Source organism: Paraburkholderia monticola, from assembly GCF_001580545.1.
Taxonomy (GTDB): Bacteria; Pseudomonadota; Gammaproteobacteria; order Burkholderiales; family Burkholderiaceae; genus Paraburkholderia; species Paraburkholderia monticola.
In genome coordinates, this window is record NZ_LRBG01000007.1 from 133,669 (window position 1) to 158,774 (window position 25,106).

19 protein-coding genes are annotated in these 25,106 nt (G+C 65.0%); 12 read left to right on the top strand and 7 right to left on the bottom strand.

Translation table 11 applies throughout. The annotated features are described in order from the left end of the window. Positions 1 to 188 precede the first annotated feature (188 nt). A complete protein-coding gene (locus tag CI15_RS10735) occupies positions 189 to 1,547 on the top strand; it encodes an MFS transporter (RefSeq protein ID WP_062127494.1) in 1,359 nt (452 codons plus the stop codon). Between the two features lie 214 nt (positions 1,548 to 1,761). Then, entirely contained in the window at positions 1,762 to 2,505 is a 744-nt protein-coding gene (locus CI15_RS10740) for a FadR/GntR family transcriptional regulator (RefSeq protein ID WP_062127496.1), read from the top strand. Positions 2,506 to 2,647: 142 nt separating this feature from the next. On the opposite strand, the gene CI15_RS10745 is transcribed toward CI15_RS10740, so the two are convergent. After that, on the bottom strand, positions 2,648 to 4,231 hold the full coding sequence (locus CI15_RS10745) for an aldehyde dehydrogenase (NADP(+)) (protein ID WP_062127498.1): 1,584 nt from the start codon (positions 4,229 to 4,231) through the stop codon (positions 2,648 to 2,650). A gap of 236 nt (positions 4,232 to 4,467) precedes the next feature. Here CI15_RS10745 and garL point away from each other — a divergent pair, with 236 nt between their 5' ends. Beyond that, the gene (gene garL, locus CI15_RS10750) at positions 4,468 to 5,268 is read left to right on the top strand and encodes a 2-dehydro-3-deoxyglucarate aldolase (protein WP_062127500.1); all 801 of its coding nucleotides are present in this window, start codon (positions 4,468 to 4,470) and stop codon (positions 5,266 to 5,268) included. Continuing rightward, entirely contained in the window at positions 5,265 to 6,194 is a 930-nt protein-coding gene (locus CI15_RS10755) for a 2-hydroxy-3-oxopropionate reductase (protein ID WP_277621031.1), read from the top strand. Before garL ends, CI15_RS10755 begins: the two co-directional genes overlap by 4 nt. A 303-nt stretch (positions 6,195 to 6,497) precedes the next feature. On the opposite strand, the gene CI15_RS10760 is transcribed toward CI15_RS10755, so the two are convergent. The 3 genes from CI15_RS10760 to CI15_RS10770 form a co-directional block, all read right to left on the bottom strand. Beyond that, positions 6,498 to 7,796 carry an MFS transporter gene (locus tag CI15_RS10760; protein WP_062127504.1) on the bottom strand — a complete coding sequence of 433 codons (1,299 nt, stop codon included), beginning with the start codon at positions 7,794 to 7,796 and terminating at the stop codon, positions 6,498 to 6,500. A 45-nt stretch (positions 7,797 to 7,841) separates the two neighbouring features. Further along, positions 7,842 to 8,636, bottom strand: a complete 795-nt coding sequence (locus CI15_RS10765; protein WP_062127506.1) for an NAD-dependent epimerase/dehydratase family protein — start codon at positions 8,634 to 8,636, stop codon at positions 7,842 to 7,844. A 364-nt stretch (positions 8,637 to 9,000) separates the two neighbouring features. Then, positions 9,001 to 9,822: an alpha/beta fold hydrolase gene (locus CI15_RS10770; RefSeq protein ID WP_062127508.1), complete on the bottom strand. Its 822-nt coding sequence runs from the start codon at positions 9,820 to 9,822 to the stop codon at positions 9,001 to 9,003. A gap of 554 nt (positions 9,823 to 10,376) precedes the next feature. Here CI15_RS10770 and CI15_RS10775 point away from each other — a divergent pair. From CI15_RS10775 to CI15_RS10785, 4 genes are all read left to right on the top strand, one after another. Beyond that, a complete protein-coding gene (locus CI15_RS10775) occupies positions 10,377 to 11,801 on the top strand; it encodes a cytochrome ubiquinol oxidase subunit I (RefSeq protein WP_062127510.1) in 1,425 nt (474 codons plus the stop codon). A 21-nt stretch (positions 11,802 to 11,822) separates the two neighbouring features. Next, positions 11,823 to 12,827 carry a cytochrome d ubiquinol oxidase subunit II gene (gene cydB, locus CI15_RS10780; RefSeq protein ID WP_062127512.1) on the top strand — a complete coding sequence of 335 codons (1,005 nt, stop codon included), beginning with the start codon at positions 11,823 to 11,825 and terminating at the stop codon, positions 12,825 to 12,827. Beyond that, entirely contained in the window at positions 12,802 to 12,957 is a 156-nt protein-coding gene (locus tag CI15_RS37250) for a hypothetical protein (RefSeq protein ID WP_162842043.1), read from the top strand. Before cydB ends, CI15_RS37250 begins: the two co-directional genes overlap by 26 nt. A 193-nt stretch (positions 12,958 to 13,150) precedes the next feature. After that, positions 13,151 to 13,915 carry a response regulator transcription factor gene (locus CI15_RS10785; protein WP_062127513.1) on the top strand — a complete coding sequence of 255 codons (765 nt, stop codon included), beginning with the start codon at positions 13,151 to 13,153 and terminating at the stop codon, positions 13,913 to 13,915. Here CI15_RS10785 and CI15_RS10790 read toward each other — a convergent pair. Further along, complete coding sequence (locus tag CI15_RS10790) at positions 13,881 to 15,728, bottom strand: hybrid sensor histidine kinase/response regulator (protein ID WP_062127515.1); 1,848 nt, start codon at positions 15,726 to 15,728, stop codon at positions 13,881 to 13,883. The two genes, CI15_RS10785 and CI15_RS10790, sit on opposite strands and share 35 nt — an antisense overlap. A 412-nt stretch (positions 15,729 to 16,140) precedes the next feature. Between CI15_RS10790 and CI15_RS10795 the strand changes: the two genes are divergently transcribed. The 3 genes from CI15_RS10795 (at position 16,141) to CI15_RS10805 (ending at position 21,503) form a co-directional block, all read left to right on the top strand. Continuing rightward, on the top strand, positions 16,141 to 16,932 hold the full coding sequence (locus tag CI15_RS10795) for a hypothetical protein (RefSeq protein WP_062127518.1): 792 nt from the start codon (positions 16,141 to 16,143) through the stop codon (positions 16,930 to 16,932). A gap of 252 nt (positions 16,933 to 17,184) precedes the next feature. Beyond that, positions 17,185 to 20,601, top strand: a complete 3,417-nt coding sequence (locus CI15_RS10800) for an alpha/beta fold hydrolase (protein ID WP_062127520.1) — start codon at positions 17,185 to 17,187, stop codon at positions 20,599 to 20,601. 119 nt (positions 20,602 to 20,720) lie between these two features. Continuing rightward, a complete protein-coding gene (locus CI15_RS10805; RefSeq protein WP_062127522.1) occupies positions 20,721 to 21,503 on the top strand; it encodes a substrate-binding domain-containing protein in 783 nt (260 codons plus the stop codon). Between the two features lie 35 nt (positions 21,504 to 21,538). Here CI15_RS10805 and CI15_RS10810 read toward each other — a convergent pair whose 3' ends face one another. Beyond that, a complete protein-coding gene (locus tag CI15_RS10810; RefSeq protein ID WP_062127524.1) occupies positions 21,539 to 22,975 on the bottom strand; it encodes an FAD-binding oxidoreductase in 1,437 nt (478 codons plus the stop codon). Beyond that, complete coding sequence (locus CI15_RS10815) at positions 22,972 to 23,961, bottom strand: isopenicillin N synthase family dioxygenase (protein ID WP_062127526.1); 990 nt, start codon at positions 23,959 to 23,961, stop codon at positions 22,972 to 22,974. The genes CI15_RS10810 and CI15_RS10815 overlap by 4 nt, the downstream gene beginning before the upstream one ends. A 233-nt stretch (positions 23,962 to 24,194) precedes the next feature. Between CI15_RS10815 and CI15_RS10820 the strand changes: the two genes are divergently transcribed. Beyond that, complete coding sequence (locus tag CI15_RS10820; RefSeq protein WP_062127528.1) at positions 24,195 to 25,022, top strand: transporter substrate-binding domain-containing protein; 828 nt, start codon at positions 24,195 to 24,197, stop codon at positions 25,020 to 25,022. Positions 25,023 to 25,106: the final 84 nt, after the last annotated feature.

Here is a 25,106-nt window from a genome sequence, read left to right on the forward strand (position 1 = left end):
CACCGGCGTCACGGCTTCGAGCGAAGAAGCTCGTGAGCCTCATCGACGAGGGCCGCATAGACGGTCCCGTTGCGAACGCCCGGCACGGCAACGTCGCCGGGCGTTCGTGCTTTTGCACGACGGGCAGGTGGTCCACGGGCCGCCAGGCCTCCAGATCCCGCCTCGCCCGACAATACAGGAGATGCCCCATGGACATGACCCGCACGGCCAGTCCCACCGACGCCGCGTCCAGCGCGGCCCGCACCAAGGTCCGCTACGGGATTCTGCTGCTGATCTTCGTGATCACCACACTCAACTATGCCGACCGCGCGACGCTGTCCGTCACCGGTTCCGCGATGCGTACCGCGTTCAACCTCGACGCGATCCGCATGGGCTATATCTTTTCCGCATTCAGCTGGGCCTACGTGCTGTCGCAACTGCCGGCCGGCTGGCTGCTCGACCGCTTCGGCGCGCGTCGCGTGTACGCGGCGAGCATCTTCTCGTGGTCGCTGTTCACCTTGCTGCAAAGCTCGGTCGGCCTGCTCGGCAGCGCCGGCGCAGCGATCACCGCGCTGTTCGCGCTGCGCTTCGTGATGGGGGCGGCCGAGTCGCCGGCCTTCCCGGCGAACGCAAAGGTCGTCGCGAGCTGGTTCCCGACCAACGAGCGCGGCACCGCGTCGGCAATCTTCAACGCCGCGCAATACTTCGCCGCGGTGGTGTTCACGCCACTGATGGCGTGGCTCACGCACGCGTTCGGCTGGCACATGGTCTACGTCGTGATGGGCGTGATCGGCCTGGTGCTCGCCCTGACGTGGCTCAAGGTCATGAAGAATCCGGCCGACCATCCGCGCGTGTCGCGCGCCGAACTCGAATACATCGAGCAAGGCGGCGGCCTCGTCAACGGTGCGCGCACGACCCGCACGGACGACGTCTCGAAGGCGGGCGGCTGGACGCTGGTGCGCCAGTTGCTCGGCAATCGGATGCTGCTCGGCGTTTATCTCGCGCAGTACTGCATCAACGTGCTGACCTACTTCTTCCTGACCTGGTTTCCGATCTACCTCGTGCAGGCGCGCGGCATGACGATCCTGCAGGCGGGCCTCGTGGCCTCGCTGCCGGCGATCTGCGGCTTTCTCGGCGGGGTGCTCGGCGGCGTGCTGTCGGATGGCTTGATCCGCCGCGGCTGTTCGCTGACCGTCGCGCGCAAGGTGCCGATCGTCGGCGGCATGCTGCTGTCGACCTGCATCATCGGCTGCAACTACGTGTCGACCGACTGGATCGTCGTCGCGCTGATGTCGCTGGCGTTCTTCGGCAAGGGCATCGGCGCGCTGGGCTGGGCCGTCGTCGCCGATACGTCGCCGAAGGAAGCGCTCGGCTTGTCCGGCGCGATCTTCAACATGTTCGGCAACATCGCCGGCATCGTGACGCCGATCGTGATCGGTTATCTCGTTGCGCGCTCGGGCTCGTTCAATGGCGCGCTGGTGTTCGTCGGCGTGAACGCGCTGCTGACGGTGATCAGCTACCTGGTGATCGTCAAGGACATCCGGCGAGTCGAGTTGCGCTCGGCGTGAGCCCGTTATAGGCTGGGACCTCGTCTCAGTTATCGTACTTCCAGCCGGCGGACGCCCGGCGCCGCGCGCGATATATGCGCCTGCGACGCATCGAGAGCTCGGGCATCCGCCGATTTACCTCACATTTGCGCCGAAAATGATTCGGCGCTTATATAATCAGTCGTCAGACGACGATATAATAAAAATGCAGCAATCTTCCAGAGGAGCGTTTTCGATGGCTACACCACTAGCATCCACGGCACCGCCACGACGCGCTCGCAATCTTGCCGAGTTCGTCGTCAGCTACGTCACCGAGCAGATCGCGGCCAACGTGCTGAAGCCGGGCGACAAACTCCCGACCGAATCGCAGCTGATGAACACACTCAGCGTGAGCCGCACGGTGATTCGCGAGGCGATTTCGCGCCTGCAGGCGGGCAAAGTCATCGAGACCCGGCATGGCATCGGCAGCTTCGTGCTCGAACCGCAGCGCGAAAAGCTCGGCATCGACATGGTGCCCGCCACGACGCTGCGCGACGTGCTTTCCATTCTGGAGCTGCGCATCAGCCTCGAAACCGAATGCGCGGGTCTCGCCGCACAACGCGCGAAGCCGGACGACCTCGCGCGCATGCGCGCCGCGCTCGACGCGATCGAAGCGACGCGTCACAACGGGCTGGACAGCGTGGACGCCGATCTGCAGTTCCACATTTCGGTCGCGCGCGCCACGGGCAACCGTTATTTCGTCGACATCCTCTCGCAGATGGGCAGCGCGCTGATTCCGCGTAACCGGCTCGACTCGGCCGGCATCGCGCGCGCCGATCCCGACGCGTATCTGTCGCTGGTCAATCTCGAGCACGAGAGCATCCTCGAAGCGATTTCGCGGCACGACGCAGAAGGCGCGCGCGCGGCGATGCGCATGCATCTGTCGAATAGCCGTGAGCGGCTGCGTCGCGCGAACGAAGTGAGCGAAGCGAACAGCTGATCGTCGCGAAGCTCGCGGGCGAAAAAAATGGCCGGGAATCTCCCGGCCATTTTTTTATCTTGCGATGCCTTGCGCCCTTCCCTTCGATGCGCGCCCGGCCGCAAGGCCTGGGCGCGTATCCGTTCAGGGCCGCTTCACATGCTTAACCGCGCGTGAGTTCGCCGTCGCGACGACGCCACAGTTCCAGCGGATTGCCGTCAGCCAGCGTTTGCGGCAGCAGCTCGGCCGGGAAGTCCTGGTAGCACACCGGACGCAGGAAGCGGTCGATCGAGGTCGTGCCGACCGAAGTCGCGCGGCTGTCCGACGTTGCCGGGAACGGGCCGCCGTGGACCATCGCGTGGCACACTTCGACGCCGGTCGGGAAGCCATTGACCAGAATCCGGCCGGCCTTGCGCTCGAGGATCGTCACCAGCTTCTTCGCGCCCGCCACATCGGCGCTGTCCATCTGCAGCGTCGCGGTCAGCTGACCGGCGAAGTGCTCGGCGACCTTCAGCATTTCCTGCTCGTCCTTGCAGCGGACGATCGTCGACACCGGGCCGAACACTTCGTCTTCGAGCGCCGGGTTCGCGAGGAACGTCTGCGCGTCGGTCACGAACAGCGCCGCGCAAGCCTGGGTCGGGCCGCTTGCGGCAACGCCGCGCGCCACGACTTCGACGCCCTTGGTCGCAGCCAGCTTGCTTTCGCCGTCTTCATACGCGGCGTGGATGCCCGCGGTCAGCATGGTTTGCGCCGGCTTGGCGGCGAGCGCCTCCGATGCCGTGGCAACGAAACCCTTCAGCGCGTCGCTGTCGATCGCGATGGCGAGGCCCGGGTTCGTGCAGAACTGGCCCGCGCCGAGCACGAGCGAGTCGACGAAACCGCGCGCGATGCTGTCGCCGCGTGCCGACAGAGCGTTCGGCAGCAGGAACACCGGGTTGATGCTGCTCATTTCCGCATAAACCGGAATCGGCTCCGGACGTGCCGCCGCGACGCGCATCAGCGAGGTGCCGCCCGCGCGCGAACCGGTGAAACCGACCGCCTTGATGGCCGGGTGCGCAACCAGCGCCTCGCCGACCGAATTGCCCGCGCCGACGATCATCGAGAACACGCCTTCGGGCAGATCCATTTCCTGCGCGACGCGCTGGATCACGCGACCGACCAGCTCCGACGTGCCGAGGTGCGCGCGGTGCGCCTTCACGACGACCGGGCAGCCAGCCGCGAGTGCCGCGGCGGTGTCGCCACCCGCCACCGAGAACGCCAGCGGGAAGTTGCTCGCGCCGAACACGGCGACCGGGCCGAGCGCGATCTTCTGCATGCGCAGATCCGAGCGCGGCAGCGGCTTGCGATCCGGCAGCGGCGAATCGAGCGTCGCGTTGAGCCACTGGCCGGCGCGCACGGTTTGCGCGAACAGCTTCAGCTGGCCGGTGGTGCGGCCGCGCTCGCCTTCCAGACGCGCCTTCGGGAGGCCCGACTCAGCCTGCGCACGCTCGATCAGCTCGTCGCCGAGCGCCGTGATGCCGTCCGCGATACGATCCAGAAACTCGGCACGCGTTGCGAGCGGCAGTTGACGATAGGCGTCGAACGCCTGTTGCGCGAGCGCGCAGGCCTGCTCGACGTTCTCGACGGTGCCGCTGCCGAACACCGGCTCGGCAATCTCGGAACCCGTGGCAGGATTGAACGCGCGCAGCGGTTTTTCTTCGCCGCGCACTGCTTTGCGACCGATCAGCATTTCGCCGGTAATAGGCATTTTGGCTTCCCTTGGATGAAGGCTTAAGATATAGGTCATCCTACAACATTGCGGGGGCTCCATGCAACCGGAAACGCTTGTCGTACAGGGACATTCGGGTTTACTCGCCCGTTACAACAGAGGCATGCGATGCTAATCTGCCGTTAGTCATACGACGACTTATAACCTCGCGTTCCGCGTGGTTTTGGGGTCGCCGAAGCTTTTTCCCGATCCATCGTAGTTCGAGGAGACACCGCATGCCCGCCGTCACGCCTTATGAATCTTTGCCCAACCGCTTCCGGCGCGCGGTGCGCGAAGGAAAAACCCAGATCGGCTGCTGGGCATCGCTCGCCAGCCCGATCGCCACTGAATTGCTGGGCACGGTCGGCTTCGACTGGATGCTGCTCGACGCCGAACACGCGCCCAACGACGTGCTCACGCTGATCCCGCAACTGATGGCGCTCAAGGACAGCGGCAGCGCGCCGGTCGTCCGACCACCGGCCAACGACAGCGTCGTGATCAAACGTTTCCTCGACAGCGGCTTCTCGAACTTCCTCGTGCCCTTCGTCGACAGCGCCGAGGACGCCGCCCGGGCGGTCGCGTCGACGCGCTACCCGCCGCAGGGCATTCGCGGCGTGTCGGTCGGCCATCGCGGCAACCGCTACGGCACCGTGCCCGACTACTTCTCGATCGCCAACGACAACGTCTGCGTGATCCCGCAGATCGAAAGCCGCAAGGCGGTCGAGGCGATCGACAGCATCCTCGCGGTGGACGGCATCGACGCGGTCTTCATCGGTCCGTCCGACCTCGCGGCTTCGTTTGGCCATCTCGGCAACGCGAACCATCCGGACGTGCAGCAAGCGATCGCGCATGTGTTCGAGCGCGCGCAGGCGGCCGGCAAGTCGAGCGGCATTCTCGCGCCGCTGCAGGCCGACGCGGAACGTTATCTGTCGATGGGCGCGCGCGTCGTCGCCGTCTGCGCGGATCTCGGGCTGCTCAAGGGCGCCGCGCTAGCGGCGCAGAAACACTTCATGCAGAAACCGGCGGGCGAAGCTTGAACGTCGCCGCCACGACATCATCGGAGCATTCCATGCAAAAAGCAGGCTTTATCGGACTCGGCATCATGGGCAAGCCCATGGCCGCCAACCTTCTGAAAAACGGCGTGTCGCTCGCCGCGTTCACGCGTAGCGGCGTGCCCGCCGAGCTCACGCAGGCCGGCGCCGTCGCATGCGACAGCCCCGCCGCGGTCGCCGCGCACGCGGATGTGATCTTCATCATGGTGCCGGACACGCCGGACGTCGAACGCGTGCTGTTCGGCGAGAACGGCCTCGCGAGCGCGCTGCGCGCCGGCCAGACCGTCGTCGACATGAGCTCGATCTCGCCGATGGCAACCCGCGACTTCGCGGCACGCGTGCGCGAAACCGGTGCCGATTATCTCGACGCGCCGGTATCGGGCGGCGAAGTCGGCGCCAAGGCCGGCTCGCTGACCATCATGGTCGGCGGCGAACAGGCCACCTTCGACAGCGTGAAGCCCCTCTTCGACATGATGGGCAAGAACGTCACGCTGATCGGCGCGGTCGGCGCGGGCCAGGTGTGCAAGGTCGCCAACCAGGTGATCGTCGCGGCGACCATCGAAGCGGTCGGCGAAGCGCTGCTGCTCGCATCGAAGGCCGGTGTCGATGCGGCGCGCGTGCGTGAGGCGCTGATGGGCGGCTTCGCGTCGTCGCGCATTCTCGAAGTGCACGGCGAGCGCATGACCAAGCGCACGTTCGATCCGGGCTTCCGCATCGAACTGCACCAGAAGGACCTGAATCTCGCGCTGTCGACCGCGCAGGCGCTCGGCGTGTCGCTGCCGAACACCGCCACCTGCCAGGCCCTGTTCAACGCATGCGTCGCGCACGGCGGCAAGGCGTGGGACCACTCGGCGATGGTGCGCGCGCTCGAAGTGCTCGCGAACCACGAGATCGGCCAGAAGACCGCGTAAGCGCATCAGCGCACGCGGCGCGAAGTTACGCCGCTGCGTCTGCTCCGGGTTGTCGATGGAGTGGGCGCAGCGGCGTTTTTGCGTGCGCGGGTGGTGTCGTGCTGATGTGCCGCGTGTCGAACCCGGTTTGCAGCGCGCCAGAGGGGTTTCGATAGAGAGATAGATAGTGTCCAACGAACGAACCGCACGCGACGACCGCCAACCCAGCAGCAACAAAAAAAGAGGCGGCACCCGCTTGATCGGGCACCGCCTCTTCTCACTTCAATTGCCAATCAACCCTGCAAGAGTCGACCCTGCCTGGTTTTACCTGGCAGTCGCCGCATCGTTCGACGTCCACGTCGGCTCGGGGATCTTTTCCGAGCTCTTCGCCATCAGGCAGACCACCACCGCGGCAATCAGGTCGAACACCGCGAGCACGACGAACAGCGGGCTGTAGCCGACCTGCGTGACGAGCACGCCGAACAGCGCGGTGAACGCCGCGGCGCCGAGGTAGCCGGCCATGCCGCCCATGCCCGTCGCGGTCGCGACTTCGTGCTTGCCGAACATGTCCGACGTAATCGCATACAGTGCGCCCGACAGCGTCTGGTGCGCGAAGCCGCCCAGGCACAGCAGCGCCACCGCCATGTACGGGCTCTCGACGAGACCGATGCTCGCCGGTCCGATCATGAACAGCGCACCGACCACGAACACCATCTTGCGCGACGTGAACAGCGACACCTTCGCGTACTTGTGGAAGAACGGGCTCAGATAACCGCCCAGCACGCAGCCGATATCGGCGGCGAGGAACGGCATCCACGCGAACATCGCGACTTCCTTCAGGTTCATGTGACGCTCGGTCATCATGTACAGCGGAATCCACGCATTGAACGTTTGCCACGCCGGTTCGGACAGAATCCGCGGAATCCCGATCGCCCAGAAGTCGCGGCTCACCAGCATCGAGCGCCAGTTGCGCTTCGGCGTGTTGATGTCGTCGTGATGCTTCGCTTCCTGGCCGCTCAGAATGTAGTCGCGCTCGTCGTTGCCCAGCAGCTTCTGGTTGCGCGGATGCTTGTAAACGAGCATCCACAGCACGCTCCACACGATGCCCGCGACGCCGACGATCACGAACGCGAGTTGCCACTTGCCGTGAAACAGCGCCCACACCACGAGCGGCGGCGCCAGCAGCGCGCCGATCGACGAGCCGATATTGAACCAGCCGATCGCGACCGAACGCTCCTTCGCCGGGAACCACTCGCTGGTCGCCTTCACGCCGGCCGGAATACCGGCCGATTCAGCGAGGCCGAGGATACCGCGGAACACCGCGAGGCTGCGCCAACCGGTCGCCCACGCGGCCGCCGCGCACGCAACCGACCACGCGAGCGCGAACACCGCGAAACCGATCTTGGTGCCGATCGTGTCGAGCACGAAACCGGCGACCGGCTGCATGAACGCATAGCAGAGCTGCCATGCCACGACCACGTGCGAGTACTGCTCGGTCGTGATGTTCAGCTCTTTCATCATCGTCGGTGCCGCGACCGACAGCGTGTTGCGCGCCAGGTAGTTGATGATCAGCCCGGCCGCGACCAGAGCGACCATCCACCAGCGAATTCCCTTGATCTTCATTGCTGCTACTCCTAGTGATGCGATGCCCGTCGAACCGACCGGGACTTAAGCCTTGCGCGAATAGTCGATGCCGACGAAGCTGCCGCCCTGGTAGCTTTGGCACAGTTCATCGAGCGGATTCGGGCGCGACAGAATGTCTTCCGCATAGTCCTCGGCGTTCTGCTTCGGCTCGTAGCCGAAACGCGCGGCGCCGCTGTTGTCCCACCAGCTGCGCGTATTCGCCGACACGCCCCAGATGGTCAGGAAGCCGACGTCTTCCGCTTCGATGCAGCGGTCGAGGAAATGGAACAGGTCCTTGTGGCCGAACCAGGTGCTCAGGTGGCGCTGCTCGGTCGGACGCTCGAGGCAGCTGCCGATGCGCACGCATACGCTTTCGATGCCGTGCTTGTCCCAGTACATGCGTGCGAGCGCTTCGCCCCACACCTTCGACAGGCCGTAGAAGCCGTCCGGGCGCAGTTCGCAGTCGAGGCTCAGATGCTCGGTGACCGGATACATGCCGATCGCGTGGTTCGAGCTCGCGAACACGATGCGCTTCACGCCGTTGCGGCGCGCGCCTTCGTAGACTTCGACGAGGCCGCGCAGGTTGTTCTCGATGATCTCCGGCAGCGGACGCTCGACGCTCGTGCCGGCGAAATGGATCAGCACGTCCACGCCGTTGAGCAGCCGGTCGACGACGGCCGGATCACGCAGATCGCCGTTCATGACGTCTTCGCCGTCGACGAGCGGCGTCAGCACTTTCGAGCCCGCGGCCGAGCGCAACGGCACGCCGCGCGCGACGAATTCAGCACGTACCACGGAGCCGAGCTGGCCGCCGGCGCCACTCAAGGCAATCTTCTTCATAAGGGGTTCCTTTAGCGCGTCGCGCGCGAGGTCTACAGAGGACAGACAGAAAGTTGAGCGGCCAGCGGAAGCGCATTGCGCGCGTCGCATAACACACTCAAGTTGTACGATAACGTACTATCGACGATGGCCAAGCGGATTTCAACTCAGCATTTACCCTTAAACGACGGGCTTGGTATTTTGCATCTCTTTATAAAACAACGAGATACGAATGCCACGTTCGTGTGACATCGTATAACTCGAAACAGAGATTTGTTCCAACCGTGGGTGCTCGTCGCGCCAGCGCATGCCCGACGGGCAGCGCGAGCGGCGGCCATGCGCCGCCCGCGCCGTCAACTGATCACATCATGACGTGGCCGAGCGCTCAGGAGCCGATGAATTCGAGCAGGTCGGCGTTGACCTTGTCGGCCTCGACCGTGCACATGCCGTGCTGGCCACCCGGATAGACCTTCAGCGTCGCGTTCTTGACGATCTTCGCGGTCTGTCGGCCGGCCGCGTCGATCGGCACGATCTGGTCGTCGTCGCCGTGCAGCACCAGGGTCGGCACGTCGATCTTCTTCAGGTCTTCGGTGTAGTCGACTTCGGAGAACTGCTTGATGCAGTCGTACAGCCCCTTGATCGACCCAGCCATGCCTTGCCGCCAGAACGAATCGATCACGCCCTGAGACACCTTCGCGCCCTCCCGGTTGTAGCCGTAGAACGGCACGGCCAGATCCTTGAAGAACTGCGAGCGATCGTCGAGCACGCCCTTGCGAATGCCATCGAACACGTCGATCGGCAGGCCGAGCGGATTGTCCGCGGTCTTCAGCATCAGCGGCGGCACCGCGCCGATCAGCACGGCCTTCGCGACGCGCCCCGTGCCATGCCGGCCGATGTAATGCGCGACTTCACCGCCGCCCGTCGAATGGCCGACCAGCGTCGCGTCCTGCAGATCGAGATGTTCGATCAGCGCGGCAAGATCGTCGGCATAGGTGTCCATCTCGTTGCCGTCCCACGGCTGCTCCGAGCGGCCATGACCGCGACGGTCGTGCGCGATCACGCGAAAGCCCTTGCTGCCGAGAAACAGCATCTGCGCATCCCAGGCATCGGCGGTGAGCGGCCAGCCGTGCGAAAACACGACCGGGCGACCCTTGCCCCAGTCCTTGTAGAAAATCGCGGTACCGTCTTTCGTCCTGATCGTGCTCATCTGCTGACTCCTTGTGGATGAAGTCTGCCGTTGCCGGCAGGTGGATGAAGCGGAAGCTGTTCACGAAGCATGCGCGCGACGCATGACAGAACGCCGTGCGGATAAGGCAATGGATAACGGAAACCATGGAAACGGCCGGCGTGATCGGCGTGCGGTAAGTCGCTATTGAGCCATGCCGATGGGAAATAACCGCGCCGATGACACCATCAATAACGAGCCAATACGATTTACGCAATACCACCGAATGCGAAACGAACGGCGCATGGACAATGCGCGACAAAACCGATTGCTGCAGCGCGGTCGATTGCCGCAGCGAATGTCACGACCCGCACGCGGCCGCACCGCCGCCGACCAAAGAAACTTGATACTCATCAACGGCTTGCCAAACCGATAAACGTCTTTCGCATAAAACAAGGCGGTTTATTGACGCACATCGCATTGCAACACATTTTCCATCGATCCCCTACTCTTGCGCCATCTGCCCCGCGCAGTGCGCACCGACATCGGTCGACGCGCGTAAGTCCGTTCACGCGGTCATCACGCACAACAGGATCATGAACTCCGCACTATCGGCATTCGATCTCGCTCGCATTCAATTCGCGTTCACCGTTTCTTTCCACATTGTTTTTCCCGCACTCAGCATCGGTCTGGCCAGTTTCATTGCCGTTCTCGAATGGCGTTGGCTGAAAACCGGCAAGGCGTACTACAAAGATCTTTGTCTGTTCTGGTCGAAGATCTTCGCAGTGGCCTTCGGCATGGGCGTCGTCTCCGGCGTCGTGATGAGCTATCAGTTCGGCACCAACTGGTCGGGCTTTTCGAGTTTCGCCGGGCCCATCACCGGACCGCTCCTGATGTACGAGGTGATGACCGCGTTCTTTCTCGAAGCGGGCTTCCTCGGCATCATGCTGTTCGGCTGGCAACGCGTGAGTCCGCGCGCGCATTTCGGCGCGACGCTGATGGTCGCGATCGGCACGCTGATCTCGACTTTCTGGATTCTCGCGTCCAATAGCTGGATGCAAACGCCGCAGGGCTTCGAGGTCGTCGACGGTCATGTCGTGCCGCTCGACTGGTTCAAGATCATCTTCAATCCGTCGTTCCCGTACCGGCTCGCGCATATGGCGCTCGCGGCGTTCATCGTCGCGGGGCTGGTGGTCGCGGCAGTCGGCGCGTGGCATCTGCTGCGCGGCCGGCGCGATCCGGCCGTGAAGAAAATGTTCTCGATGGCGCTTTGGCTGCTGCTGATCCTCACGCCGATCCAGGCATTCGTCGGCGATCAGCACGGCCTGAATACGCGCCAGTATCAGCCGGCCAAGATCGCGGCGATCGAAGGCTTGTGGGACACCGAGAAAGGCGGCACCGCGCTGAACCTGTTCGGCATCCCCGACATGAAGGCGGAAACCACGCGCTACGCGGTGTCGATTCCCCACCTCGGTAGCCTGATCCTCACGCATAGCTGGGACGGCGAAATCCGCGGCCTGAAGGAATTCCCGCCGCAGGACCGCCCCGATTCCACCGTCGTGTTCTGGAGCTTCCGCATCATGGCGGGCCTCGGCGTGCTGATGATCGCGATGTCGATCGCGGCCTGGGTGCTGCGCCGCCGCGGGCGTCTGTTCGAAGCGAAGTGGTTCCAGCGCCTGTGCGTCGCGATGGGGCCGAGCGGCTTCATCACGCTGCTGGCCGGCTGGGTCACCACCGAAGCGGGCCGCCAGCCGTGGGTCGTGTACGGCGTGATGCGCACCTCGCAAGCGGTGTCGCCGCTGAGCACGCAGCAGGTCGGTCTGTCGCTGATGACGTTCGTGCTCGTCTACTTCCTCGTGTTCGGCACCGGCATCTACTACATGCTGAAGCTGATGCGCTCGGGCCCCGCGCTGCCAGGCGGCAAGCCGCACGACACGGCGCACGGCCTATCGCAACCGTCGCTCGCGCAGAGCGCGCGCCGGCCGCTGTCCGCCGCCGATCAGATGATCGACGCCGTCTAACCACGATTCGAGAGAAACCAAATGGACGTAACCGTCGTATGGGCCGCGATCATCGCGCTGGGCCTTTTCATGTACGTCGTGCTGGACGGCTTCGACCTCGGCATCGGCATCGTCTTCCCGTTCTTTCCCGATGAAAAGGAACGCGACCTGATGATGAACACGGTCGCGCCGGTGTGGGACGGCAACGAAACCTGGCTCGTGCTCGGCGGGGCCGCGCTGTTCGCGGTGTTTCCGGTCGTCTACTCGACCGTGCTGTCGGCGCTCTATCTGCCGCTCGTCTTCATGCTCGTGTGCCTGATCTTTCGCGGCGTGTCGTTCGAGATCCGCGCGAAGTCGCGTCGCACGAAGCATCTGTGGGATCTCGCGTTCATCGGCGGCTCGGCCGGTGCGGCGTTCTTCCAGGGCAGCGTGCTCGGCGCCTTCCTGCAAGGCATCCCGGTCGTCGATGGCGCCTATGCCGGCGGCGCGTTCGGCTGGCTCACGCCGTTCAGTCTGCTGACGGGCCTCGGGCTCGTCGCGACCTACGCGCTGCTCGGCTGCTGCTGGCTGATCGCGAAGACCGAGGGCGATCTGCAGCGGCGGCTGCATCGCGTCGTCTGGCCGCTCACGCTGGTGCTGCTCGGCTTCATCGCCCTCGTGAGCCTTTGGACGCCGCTGATGGACGCGGGCATCGCGCAACGCTGGTTCCATGACGGGATCTTCCACCGTCTGTTGCCGGTGCCGTTCCTCGTCGCGATCTGCGCGTTCTTCATGCATCGCGCGGTGCGCGCGCGCCATCACAACACGCCGTTCGTGCTTGCGCTGGCGCTCGTGCTGCTCGGCTATCTCGGGCTGCTCGTGAGCCTGTGGCCGTACGCGATTCCGTCGAGCATCACGCTATGGGAAGCCGCCGCGCCGCGCACGAGCCAGACGTTCACGCTGGCCGGTGCGGCGGTGATCCTGCCGATCATCGTCGCGTACACGACGATGGGTTACTGGGTCTTTCGCGGCAAGGTGCGTCATGGCGACCAACATCACTATCACTGAACCCCAAAGCCGCAAACTGCCGGGCTGGCTCTGGTTCATCGCGCTATGGTGCTTCGGCGTGGCCGCGGCGATGTCGCTCGGTTTCGCCTTCAAGCTTCTGATGAATGCGACGCTGTTCGCGGTCAGATAGCGGCGCGCGAACCGACATCGATCCGCTGCGCATAAGCGGCCGGATCGCGCGCGCAAGCGCTTAAAAAACGGCGCGCGCGGCTCGTCTACCTAGCAAGCCGGAACCTCTGCGCGGGAGACCTGCCTTATCATCACGAAGCGCATAGAACGAGACCGGCAGCCCTCAACGGACAGGCGCGACTCGCGGAGACATCATGAAGTTTCTTGTAGCCGACGACCATGAACTGATCCGGCAAGGCGTCAAAGGGATGCTGCGCGGCTTCGATCCCGACGCCCAGTTCGACGAAGCCGACAGTTGGGAAACCCTCGCGAGCGCGGCGCGCCCCGACGCGAATCACGATCTGGCGATCGTCGATCTGCATATGCCGGGCATGAGCGGCGCGAGGTCGCTCGAAACGCTGCTGAAGGCGAACCCGGCGTTGCCGGTCGTCGTGCTGTCCGCGGAGGAATCGCCCGACGAGATGCGCGCGGTGCTCGCGGCCGGCGCGCTCGGCTTCGTGCCGAAGCGCCAGCCCGCCAGCGTGATGCTGAAGGCAATCGAACTGGTGTTGTCCGGCGGTGCTTATGTGCCGATGGAAGCGCTGAGTCTGCTCGGCACGCGCGAGACGCAAGCGGCCGGCTGCGCGGGGGCCGATGCCGAGGGCTCGGCTGGCGTGTCGGCGCAAGCCGGGCGCGCGGCGGGTCCGGGCAGCGCCTCACAGACCGAACCGCTGACGCTGGTGCCCTCGCTGCAACCGCACCAGCAGCATCTGCTGGAGAACCTCTCCCCACGTCAGCAGGACATCATGCGGCTCGTGCATCGCGGCTGGACCAACAAGATGATCGCGCGCGAGCTCGGTGTCGCCGAAGGCACGGTGAAGGTCCATCTGTCGGTGATCTTTCGGGCGCTCGGCGTGCACAACCGCTCGACCGCGATCGCGGTGATCAATGGATGGTTGGAGGCGGGGAAGACGTTGTAGCGCCTTGCGCCGCGCCGTCCCCCTGCACCGCCGCGCCCGCCGGCCGCCCCTCGTCGATCGCCTGCTGCCACAGCATCTCCAGCGTGCGCCGCAAGCGCGCCGGCGTCACCGGCTTGTGCAGCACTGGAATCCCCTGCAACGCGAGCGCCGTCAGCTCGGCCGATGCCATGTCGCCCGTAATTAGCACCGTCACCACATGGTCGTGCCCTTCTCGCGCGAGCGCGCCGCGCAGCGCGCTGAGCGCCTGCGCGCCGGTGCGACGATTGGCGAGCTGGTAGTCGCACAGCACCGCGTCGGGCACGAAGCCGTCCGCGAGCGCGGCGAGCGCCTCGGCTTCGTCGCGCGCGCCGCGCACGGCGCAGCCCCAACGCTCGAGCAGACTCGCGAGCCCTTCCAGTATCGACGGATCGTCGTCGATGCACAGCACGCGCCGCCCCAGAGCGGCCGGGCCGCCCGCAACCGAGTCGTTCAGACTCGCCACGATCCCGCTCGCATCGCCCGCCTGCACCGCAAAGCGGAACACCGAGCCGCGTCCCGGCGCCGAGCGCAGCTGCAACTCGCCGCCGAGCAGGCCGACGAGCCGCTTGACGGTCGGCAGCCCGAGCCCGTGGCCCTGGCGCGCGTCGCGCTGCGGATTCTCGACCTGATAGAACTCCTCGAAAATACGCTCGTGCTCTTCCGGCGCAATGCCGACGCCCGAATCGCGCACCTCGATATAGCCGCCATTCGGTCGACCCGCGCGTCGCAAGCCGAGCCAGATCGCCCCTTGCTCGGTATAACGCACCGCGTTCGACAGCAGATTGCTCAGCACCCGCTCCAGTAGCACCGGATCGTCGTAGACGATCATCGAAGTCGGCGCGATACGCAGTGCGAGCCCCTTCGCCGCAGCCTGCGGACGATACTGGCTGCCGACCCGCTCGAACAGCTCGGCAAGCCGGAAGTGCAAACGGATCACCTGGGTCACGCCGCTTTCGAGCCGCGCGAGATCGAGCACCTGGTTGAACAGCTCGTTGAGCGCCTCGACGTTGTAGACGATATGCCCGGCGGTTTTCGCGTGTTGCGCGGGCGTCGCCGCCGGATCGTTCAGGGCCGCCGCCAGCAGGCCGATCGCATGCAGCGGCTGACGCAGATCGTGGCTTGCCGCCGCGAAAAACCGCGTCTTCGCGAGGCTCGCCTCTTCGGCGACACGCTTTTGCGCGGCAAGCGATTCCGCGAGGTACTGCTGATCCACGCGCGCCTGCACGACCTGCCGGAACAGCTTGCGATAACTCATCGCGTAGACGTTGATCGCGCAGAAGAAGAACGCGAGCACGATCGCGAGAATCGTGCGATCGAACGTGTGGGAGCCGAAGTGCAGCACGATCGACGGCAGCAGCAGGAACGGAATCGACGTCGAAAAATTGAGGAGATCGAAACCATTCGACATGAACACGCCGGCCGCGAGCGTCACGAGCATCACGGTATGCAGCAGCGGCAGGTCGGTCTGCGGACTCTGGAACGCGAACCACACCGCGAAGCCCGGCCCGCTGTACAACAGCACGCCGCGCAGCGCGTGCAGATAGATCCAGTCGCGCGGCGAGACCAGCTTCGGATAGCGCCGATTGCAGATCCACAGCGCGAGCCCCGCGCAATTGGCGAGCGCGTAAAAAGTGAAGCACGCGATAAAGAGCGGCGGCGAAGGAATATGCGGCCAGTAGATCGCCACGAGCACCGCGATCGAAAACCAGTGCGAAAAGAACGCGATCGGGTCCTGCGCGTAGAGCACGCGCACGAGGTCTTCGTCGATGGCACGTTGGATCGGGTCGGCCCGCATGGAGCGGTCTCCTAAGTCGATCGGCGCTGGAGCAAGGCTCCGACTCCGATCCCACGCAGTTTGTCGCGGCGGGGCCTTGCAACTCCGCTGGGGCGAAGCACTGACCAAGCGCCGGCGCACCGGCGCTCCGGCGCTCCGGCGGAACCGCGGGTCGAACCGGGCGACGCGACACGCCGCCCGCGCGGCTCATTCTACGGCGAATGCCTTACCTTCAGACGAATAGTCAGCAATCCGTCAGAAGGTTTACCCGGCAGTTTACCCATCAGCTAACACTTAATCCATATAGGCGAAGGCGTTGCCGCGACCCATACTGAATTCACGTTTCAGCGCGGCACTTCAGACTCCTTCCCTCGCCTCGCGGCCTACACGCCGCGGGCCACCGCGCTCCTCGCCAACCGTGATGGAGGTTTCCATGGGCGCAGTCCCGAGCTACGAGTTCGCCCGCCAACTCGACGACGCGATCCTGCCCGACCTGTGGCGCAGGCGCACCCGGCTGTCCGCCGACGAAATGGTGTCGATGGTCGAACTCGTCAAGCGCGCGTTGCGGACCTACCACCCGCTCGAATTGCAGGCGCTCGGCGAGGACAAGGAAGAACTGGTCGCACAGTTCATCTATGCGAAGGTGCTGCGCCTCGCGCCCGGTCACACCGAAACGAACGCGTGCGCCGACAGCGCGCCGTCCAACAGCTACGCCGTGTGCGCGTATTTCCGCCGTTACCTGATCGACTGCCTGCGCAGCGCGTGCCATCAGCGCAACGTGTCGATGGAAACCGAGGGCATCGAGCAGGAGATCGATCTGCACGCGCAAGCGCTCGAAGACCCGGTGCAAAGCATGCTGCTGCAATACGGCCTCGACGAACAGGGCGTGCGGCGCGCGGCGCGCGAGTTCATCGAAGGGCTCGACGAGCCGGAGCGGATCGTGCTGGCCGGCAGCCTCGGCTGGTGCTCGGAGGGCAAAGGCGGCCTGTCGGCGGTCGCGGCTCAGCATCGGGTCCCCTCTTATCACTATCGCGCCGTCAAACTCGGCGTCACGATGAAAAAGACGGCCGGTGCCGAAGAATTTTCCAACACGAAGATCGGCCGCTGGCTCGCCGACGTGCTCGGCATCGCGATCGACGTCGACAATCGCGCGGCGATTCTGGTGGCGCTGAATCTGCTCGCGGCGGAATCGATCGATAGTGAATGCAATGAAGTGGCCGCGTAATAGTTCGTACAACCAACAGGCCACATAAAAAGCGAACTAAAGGCGCATGCCCAACCGGCCGGCGACACCCGGCAACGGCGGGCCGGACATGCCCCCTGAACGTCGCACGCTACGACTCCGGCGCGCCTTCCACGGCGCGCCTTTTTTTGCGCCCATATTCCGCCTACGATAAAAAAGCTGTCGCCGCACGCCGTCTTTGTTCAGAAGCCGAGCTTCCGTTCCCCGCATCCGATTTCAGACGAGGTGGTCCTGATGAACCGCTTATCGAGCGCGCCGACGGCGCTGCAAGGGCATTACGAGGTGGTCGTGATTGGTTCGGGCTACGGCGGCGGGATCGCCGCGAGCCGGATGGCGCGCGCGGGCCGCCGCGTGTGCGTGCTCGAACGCGGGCGCGAATTCATGGCCGGCGAGTTTCCGCGCACGCCCGTGCAGGGCGTCGAGCAGATCCAGTACAACACCGCCGAGGCACAGATCGGCTCGCCGCTGGCGTTGCTCGAAGTGCACGTGAACGAGGACGTCAACGCGGTGGTGGGCTGCGGGCTCGGCGGCACCTCGCTGATCAACGCGAACGTCGCGCTCGAGGCCGATCCGCGCCTGTGGGACGACCCGCGCTGGCCGGCCGCGCTGCGCGCCGACCAGGCCGGACGCGACGAGGGCTATGCGCTTGCCCGGAAAATGCTGTCGCCGTCGCCCGTGCCCGACGATTTCCCGCCGCTGCCGAAGCTGCAGGCGCTCGAAAAATCGGCGCACGCACTCGGGATGGCCGAACACTTCAGCCGTCCGCCGATCACCGTCACGTTCAAGGACGGCCCCAACGCGGCCGGCGTCGAGCAGCAGCGCTGCGTCGGTTGCGGCGATTGCAACTCAGGTTGCAACTACGACGCGAAGAACTCGACGCACATGAACTATCTGCCCGACGCGGTCGCGCACGGCGCGCAGATCTTCACCGGCACGGCCGTGCATTCGGTGCTGCGCGATCCCGACACGCAGCAATGGAAGGTCAGCTTCCAGCTCGTGAAGCTCGGCCGCGAAAGCTACGACGCGCCCGATCTGTTCGTGCTGGCCGATATCGTCATCGTCGCGGCGGGCGCGATCGGTTCGAGCGCGCTGCTGCTGCGCTCGCGCGATGCGGGCTTGGGCACCTCGGACATGCTCGGCCGGCATTTCACCGGCAACGGCGACGTGCTCGCGTTCGCCTACAACACGAAGGACACGATCAACGGCGTCGGCTGGGGCGCGCACAAGAAAGGGCAGATTCCGCCGGTCGGCCCCACGATCACCGGGATCATCGACAATCGCGCCGACGAGGAAACCGTCAAGAATGGCTATGTGATCGAGGAAGGCTCGCTCGCCGGGCCGGTCGGCGAGGCGCTGGTCGGCATGCTCGGCGCGGTCGCGCCGCTCGAAGGCGTGGATCCGGACGGCCCGCCTCCGCTGCTCGACAGGATCGCCTACGACGCCCGCGCGATCGAAAGCCTGATTCGCGGGCCGTACCACGGCGCGCTCAATCACACGCAAAGCTACCTCGTGATGGCGCACGACGACGAAAGCGGCCGCATCACGGTCGGTGACAAAGGCCGGGCGCGCATCGAGTGGAAAAACGCGGGACGCCAGCCGATCTTTCAGGCCATCGAGGACGTGCTGATCGCGGCGACGAAGCCGCTCGGCGGCAAATATCTGCGCAACCCGATTTCGACGAAGATCGCCGGCCGGCGCACCGTCACCGTGCATCCGCTCGGCGGCTGCGGCATGGGCGAGGACGCCTGGCACGGTGTGGTCGATCATCTAGGCCGCGTGTTCAGCGACAAGGCCGGGGCCGCGGTGCACGACGGCCTCTACGTGATGGACGGCGCGGTGATGCCGCTGTCGCTCGGCGTCAATCCGCTCCTGACCATCTCCGCGCTCGCCGAACGCAATTGCGCGCTGCTGGCCAAGGCGCATGGCTGGCCGATCGATTACACGTCGCCGGGCACCGCCGCCGCGCCGCCGGCGCAGAAGATCGGCCTGCGCTTCACCGAGACGATGGTCGGCACCTACACGCCCAACGCAGCGGGCGAAGCCGCGAAGAGCCCGATCGAATTCACGCTGACGGTCGAATCCGACGATCTCGCCGACATGCTGAGCAACCCGAATCATCTCGCGCGAACCGCCGGCACGCTGACCTGCCCCGCCCTCTCCGCGCAATCGCTGACGATCAGCGACGGCACGTTCAACCTGTTCGTCGTCGACGAGTCCGACGTCGACGAGCGCAACATGAACTACCGGATGACGCTCACCGCGGTCGAAGGCAAGACCTGGTATCTGACCGGCAAGAAGATCATCACCCGCACCTCGCCGATCAATCTGTGGGAGCAGACCAACACGTTGTACACGGAGATTCGCGCGTCGGCGCAGGACGATGCGCCCGTCGTCGGCACCGCGACGCTGATCGTCACACCGGAAAACTTCCTGAAGGAGCAGCGCACGCTCGAAGTCACGCATGCGCCCGATCTGAAGACGCGCCTCGAATGGACGCTGAAGTTCGGCAAGTTCTTCGCGGGGGTGCTGTACACCGAATACGGCGGGGTCGCGGCGCCGCTGCAGTTCTACGATCCGTACACGCCGCCGCGCGCGAAACGCGCACTGCGCGCGCCGGCACCGCAAATCACCTACTTCGATACGCCCGACCGCACACGACTCAAGCTCACGCGCTACTTCGATCCAGGCGCGGGCAAAGCCTCGAAGCCGATCCTGCTGATCCATGGCTCGGGGGTATCGAGCCGCATATTCTCGACCGATCTGACGCCGACCAATCTCGTCGAATATCTGTACGCGTCGGGCTATGACGTGTGGCTCGTCGATCTGCGCGTCAGCATCGAACTGCCGAGCGTGCTGGTGCCGACCAACGTCGACAAGGTCGCGCGCGAGGACATCCCCGCCGCGGTCGCGAAGATTCGCGAGCTGACCGGCGTGCCGCAGATCCAGGTGCTCGCCCACTGCCTGGGCGGCCTCGCGCTGACCATGTCGCTGCTGAACGGGCTCGACGGCGTGCGCTCGGCCGTGATTTCGCAGGTGTCGGCGCATCCGGTGCCGGGCACGCTGCAACGCATCAAGGCCGGCTTGCATATTCCCGACCTGATGCAGCATCTGCGCGTGCGCGATCTCACTGCCTATACGCAGGAAGACTCCTGGCCCGCGAACCTGTTCGACGAGGCGCTGCGTCTGTATCCGCTCGATCATGGCGAGGGCTGCGGCAATCCGGTCTGTCATCGCGCGACGTTCCTGTATGGGCTGCTCTACGAGCACGACAAGCTGAACGAGACGCTGCACGCGAACCTGCAGGAACTGTTCGGCATTCACGACATGGCCGTGTTCCAGCATCTGGCCACGATGGTGCGTGCCGGCAAGGTCGTCGATGCGGCCGGCGACGATGTCTATCTGACCGGCACGAACGGCATGCGAGGACTCGAGGGCATGCGTCTGCCGATCGGCTTTATCCACGGCGAGAAGAACGAGACCTATCTGCCGGTCAGCACCGAGCTCACTTACGACCTGCTGCGCAAGCGCTTCCCCGACGAGCCGTACGAGCGGCATCTGATTCCGGGCTATGGGCATATCGACTGCATCTTCGGCAAGAACGCGGCGCTCGACGTTTATCCGTTGATCGTCACCTATCTGAACGCGCATTGACGGCGGCGCGGGGCCGATGCGCCACGCGTTATCTGCGCGTGGCGGGTTCTCGGCGCGCCGTCGTTCCGGTATGGTTGCGGTGGCGTATCGATCCCCTTCGCATTCTCCCAACCCTACCAATGAAAAAATTCTTTCTGGCCTTGTTCACCGCCGGGCTGCTCGGCAACAGCGTCGCCGCCACCCAGGTCGAGGCGGCCGAACTTCACGTGATGACCTCGGGCGGCTTCACTGCCGCGTATAAACAGCTCGGACCGCAGTTCGCGGCGTCGACCGGCAACACACTAGACACGATCCTCGGCCCGTCGATGGGTCAATCGCCCGAAGCGATTCCGAACCGGCTCGCGCGCGGCGAACCCGCGGACGTCGTGATCATGGTCGGCTATGCGCTCGACGAGCTGATCAAGCAGGGCAAGGTCATGCCCGCTTCGCGCGTGGAACTCGCCGATTCGCGCATCGGCATGGTGGTGCGCGACGGCGCGCCGAAGCCCGATATCAGCACCGTCGACGGCCTGAAGGACGTGTTGCTGCATGCGAAGTCGATCGCCTACTCGGACAGCGCGAGCGGCGTCTATATTCAGCGCGAGTTGTTCAAGCGGCTCGGCATCGAAGCTCAGGTCGGCGCGAAGGCGAAGATGGTGCCGAAGATTCCGGTCGCCTCGGTCGTGGCGAGCGGCGAGTATGAAGTCGGCTTCCAGCAGGTCAGCGAGTTGCTGCCGGTGAAGGGGGCGACCTTCGTCGGCAAGATCCCGGATTCGGTGCAATCGGTCACGCGTTTTGCGGCGGGGATTCCGGTCAACGCGCCCCATCCGCAGGAAGCGAAGGCGTTGCTCGAGTATCTGGCGTCGCCTGCCGCGCAGGAAACGGTTCGGGCGACGGGGCTCGATTCGGTGTCGGCGCACTGATCAATGAGGCGGCGCACGCGCCGCCTCCCTCAGTATCAGAACAACTTCCCCGGATTCAAAATTCCGTGCGGATCAAGCGCATGCTTGATCGCGACCATCGCCGCAAGCTCGGCCGGCGAGCGTGAAATCGGCAGAAACTCGCGCTTCAGCGAACCGATACCATGCTCCGCCGACACCGACCCATGCAACGGCCCCAGCATCTCATAGACGAACGCATAGACCGCGTGATGATCGACGCCGGGTATCGAACGGCCATCGACGGTCAGATGCAGATTCGAATCGCCGATATGCCCGAAGAAATACGCTTCGTTGCCGGGCCAGCGTTGATCGAGCGCCGCGCGGCAATGGTCGACGAATGCGCCGATCTCGCCGATCGGCAGACTCACGTCGAAGTTGATCGGATCGAGCTTGATTGGAAACTCCGCGGTGCACTCGCGAATCGCCCACAGCGCGTGCGCATCGCCGACCGATTGCGCGATCACCGCATCGCGTAACGCGCCCGCTTCCAGCGCATCGGTCAGCACTTGCGCGAAGCGTTCGCCCCCGTCGTCGGCATCGAAGCCCGCATGTTCGATCAACGCATAAAGCGGATGCGGGGCGTCGAACGGCGAGCGCGCCCCCGTCAGATTCACGCCGAAGTCGTAGAAGTCCGGCCACATGATCTCGAACGCGCCGATGTCGTTGCCGAAACGCGTCGCGAGACGGCGCAGCAGGCTCACCGCGGCATCGTAATCGTCGAGCGCGACGAGCGCCGTATGCCGCGCCGCGCGCCGCGGATGCAAGCGCAACACCGCGCGCGTGATCACGCCGAGCGTGCCCTCCGAACCGATGAACCAGTGCTTCAGGTCGTAGCCGGTGTTGTTCTTGACCATCTTGCCGAGCGAGCTCAGCACGTCGCCATTCGCGAGCACCACTTCGAGGCCGAGCACCTGATCGCGCGCGGTGCCGGACTGGATCACGCGATTGCCGCCCGCGTTGGTGGCGAGATTGCCGCCGATCTGACACGAGCCGCGCGCGCCGAGATCGAGCGCGAGTTCGAAGCCCGCTGCTTCGGCGGCTTCCTGTGCGGTCTGCAACGTGGTGCCGGCGCGCACGGTCAGCGTGGCCGACGCGGCGTCGAGTTCCTCGACGCCGGTCAGTCGTTCGAGCGACAACGCGATATCGGTGGCGCGCGCGATCGCGCCACCCGCGAGTCCGGTCATGCCGCCTTGCGGAACCACCGGCTGATGCGCGCCGTGGCAGATCGCGAGCGCGCGCGCCACCTCGTCCGTCGTGCGCGGCAACAGCAGCGCCGCCGGACGCGTCGGCTCGTGGCGGGTCCAGTCGGTCATCGCATGTTCGCCGATCTGCTCGCCGACTCGCACCGCATCGGCGCCGAGCGCGGCGCGCAAGGCGTCGAGTGTCGTCGCGAGCGGGGCGGCCGTGGTCGCGGTCCGTGTCGTTCTATCTTCAGTGATGCCGTGCTCTGTCATGCGGGATTTCCTTGCTGTGCCGTGGCGGCGAGTTTCTTGCGATAGCCCATCGAATCGTTGATGCGGCCGAGGATATAGTCGCCTGCGGCGACCGGCGGATATTTGCTGTGCGTGTCGCTCGCGCCGAGTTCGCGCGGATCGACCAGCGCGCCATAGGTCGGATCGTAGAACGTCGCAATCGAATAGCGCTCGCGCCCCGACGCATTGATCACGCGATGCAGCGTCGAGCGGAAGCGGTCGTTGGTCCAGCGCGCGAGCAGATCGCCGACGTTGACGACGAAGCTGCCTTCGACGGGCGGCGCCTCGACCCACGTATCGTTGGCGATTTCGCGCACCTGCAGCCCGCCGACCTGGTCCTGCCAGAGCAGCGTGATGCAGCCGTAGTCGGTATGCGGCGCGACGCCGAACTGATCCTCATCCGATTGCGGCGGCTGCGGCGGGTAGTAGACCATCTGCGTGCGCTGCATGCGCTTGGTGTAGCGCGGCGCGAAAAAATTCGCATCGATGCCGAGGCTCACGGCGACCGCGCGCAGCAGATCGGCGCCGCACGCGCCGACCGCCTCGTAATAGTCATACAGCATCGGCCTTAGCTCGGGCATGAAGTCCGGCCAGTTGTTCGGTCCGCGTAATGCCTGCCCTGCCAGCACGTCGAGATCGTCTTCCGGCAGTTCGAGGCCGATGCTGAAAAACTCCTTGTAGTCGGGGCGCTTCGCCTGATACATCGTCGCGTCGCCCAGCGCATTGAAGCCGCGATGCCGATGATTGACCGCCGCGCGGCGCTTGGTGTCGACCGGGAACGCGAAGAACCTGCGCGCGGCCTGCGCGGCGGCGTCGATCGTCGCTTGCGGCACGCCATGATTGACGATGTAAAAAAAGCCGATCGTCGTACACGCTTCGTGAATTTCCTTCGCGACACGTTGCAGCGCGAGCGGATCGCCTGCGCGCACGCCGGCGAAATCGATGATCGGAATATGGGTCACAGGCATCGTGCTGCTCCTTCAAGGATCGGCATTGCAGTGGTATATACCGCCAAAAGCGCCTTCGCAAGTTGCATCGCGCGACTTCATATCAGGGCTTTTCTCTACTCGCGCGAGCATTTATTTTTCACTTGAAACGCGGTATATACTGCTCTGCAGAGCCGCAGCGCCACCGGCGCGGCGAGTTCCACACAGAAATCGACACGCGGCAATCCAACACCCATTCGCCCCCGGAGAACCCCATGCGTATCCTTGCAGACTGGAAATGTGGTCTGGTCATGCTGGCGCTGTGCGCGGCAAGCGTCGCCGCGCACGCCGAAGACCAGCTCGCCAAAGTGAAGAAGGCCGGCGAACTGGTGGTCGGTACCGAAATGCAGTTCGCGCCGTTCGACTTTCTCGAGAACGGCCAGCAGGCCGGCTTCAACAAGGACCTGTTCGCGGAGATCGGCAAGGAAATCGGCGTGAAGGTGCGCTTCATCGACCTGCCGTGGCCGAGCGTGCTGCCTGGCCTCGAAGCCGGCAAGTTCGACATGGTGGGGGGGCCGCTGACGGTCACGAAGGCGCGCATGGAACGCTACACGTACACGCTGCCCGTCGCCGATGCGACCGACGCACTGCTCAAGCGCGCGAACGACGCCTCGGTCAAGCAATCGTCGGATATCGCCGGCAAGACGGTCGGTGCGGGCAAGGGCACCGCGCAGCTCGATCAGCTGAAGAGCTACGTGGCCACGCTGCCGAAGCCGCCTGAAATCCGCGAGTACGTCGACAACAATCAGGCCTACGCGGACCTCGCCGCGGGCCGGATCGCCGCGGTCGCGAACTCGATGACCAACATCGCGTATGTGGCCAAACAACGCCCCGAGATGTTCGCGGTCGTGCAACCGCCGTTCGGCTCGAAGGTGTACTTCGCGTATGCATTGCGTAAGGACGCCGACAGCAAGCCGCTCGCCGACGCGTTCGACGCCGCGCTCGTGAAGATGCAGAAGGATGGCCGCCTCGCCGCGCTGCAGAAGAAGTGGTTCGGCGTCGCGATGGAGATGCCGGCCACGCAGCCCACACCGAACTACTGAGCGTCATTGACGTGGGCCTCACGCGCTGCGCGATAGTATTTTCGCCATAGCGCTGCGCGCGTCGCCCTCCCCGTTCCACCAGCC

Bases quoted from the DNA above. Each gene is read 5' to 3' on its own strand.
- CI15_RS10735 (WP_062127494.1), top strand. From the start codon at position 189: ATGGACATGACCCGCACGGCCAGTCCCACCGACGCCGCGTCCAGCGCG.
- CI15_RS10740 (WP_062127496.1), top strand. From the start codon at position 1,762: ATGGCTACACCACTAGCATCCACGGCACCGCCACGACGCGCTCGCAAT.
- CI15_RS10745 (WP_062127498.1), bottom strand. From the start codon at position 4,231: ATGCCTATTACCGGCGAAATGCTGATCGGTCGCAAAGCAGTGCGCGGC.
- garL (WP_062127500.1), top strand. From the start codon at position 4,468: ATGCCCGCCGTCACGCCTTATGAATCTTTGCCCAACCGCTTCCGGCGC.
- CI15_RS10760 (WP_062127504.1), bottom strand. From the start codon at position 7,796: ATGAAGATCAAGGGAATTCGCTGGTGGATGGTCGCTCTGGTCGCGGCC.
- CI15_RS10765 (WP_062127506.1), bottom strand. From the start codon at position 8,636: ATGAAGAAGATTGCCTTGAGTGGCGCCGGCGGCCAGCTCGGCTCCGTG.
- CI15_RS10770 (WP_062127508.1), bottom strand. From the start codon at position 9,822: ATGAGCACGATCAGGACGAAAGACGGTACCGCGATTTTCTACAAGGAC.
- CI15_RS10775 (WP_062127510.1), top strand. From the start codon at position 10,377: ATGAACTCCGCACTATCGGCATTCGATCTCGCTCGCATTCAATTCGCG.
- cydB (WP_062127512.1), top strand. From the start codon at position 11,823: ATGGACGTAACCGTCGTATGGGCCGCGATCATCGCGCTGGGCCTTTTC.
- CI15_RS37250 (WP_162842043.1), top strand. From the start codon at position 12,802: ATGGCGACCAACATCACTATCACTGAACCCCAAAGCCGCAAACTGCCG.
- CI15_RS10785 (WP_062127513.1), top strand. From the start codon at position 13,151: ATGAAGTTTCTTGTAGCCGACGACCATGAACTGATCCGGCAAGGCGTC.
- CI15_RS10790 (WP_062127515.1), bottom strand. From the start codon at position 15,728: ATGCGGGCCGACCCGATCCAACGTGCCATCGACGAAGACCTCGTGCGC.
- CI15_RS10795 (WP_062127518.1), top strand. From the start codon at position 16,141: ATGGGCGCAGTCCCGAGCTACGAGTTCGCCCGCCAACTCGACGACGCG.
- CI15_RS10800 (WP_062127520.1), top strand. From the start codon at position 17,185: ATGAACCGCTTATCGAGCGCGCCGACGGCGCTGCAAGGGCATTACGAG.
- CI15_RS10805 (WP_062127522.1), top strand. From the start codon at position 20,721: ATGAAAAAATTCTTTCTGGCCTTGTTCACCGCCGGGCTGCTCGGCAAC.
- CI15_RS10810 (WP_062127524.1), bottom strand. From the start codon at position 22,975: ATGACAGAGCACGGCATCACTGAAGATAGAACGACACGGACCGCGACC.
- CI15_RS10815 (WP_062127526.1), bottom strand. From the start codon at position 23,961: ATGCCTGTGACCCATATTCCGATCATCGATTTCGCCGGCGTGCGCGCA.
- CI15_RS10820 (WP_062127528.1), top strand. From the start codon at position 24,195: ATGCGTATCCTTGCAGACTGGAAATGTGGTCTGGTCATGCTGGCGCTG.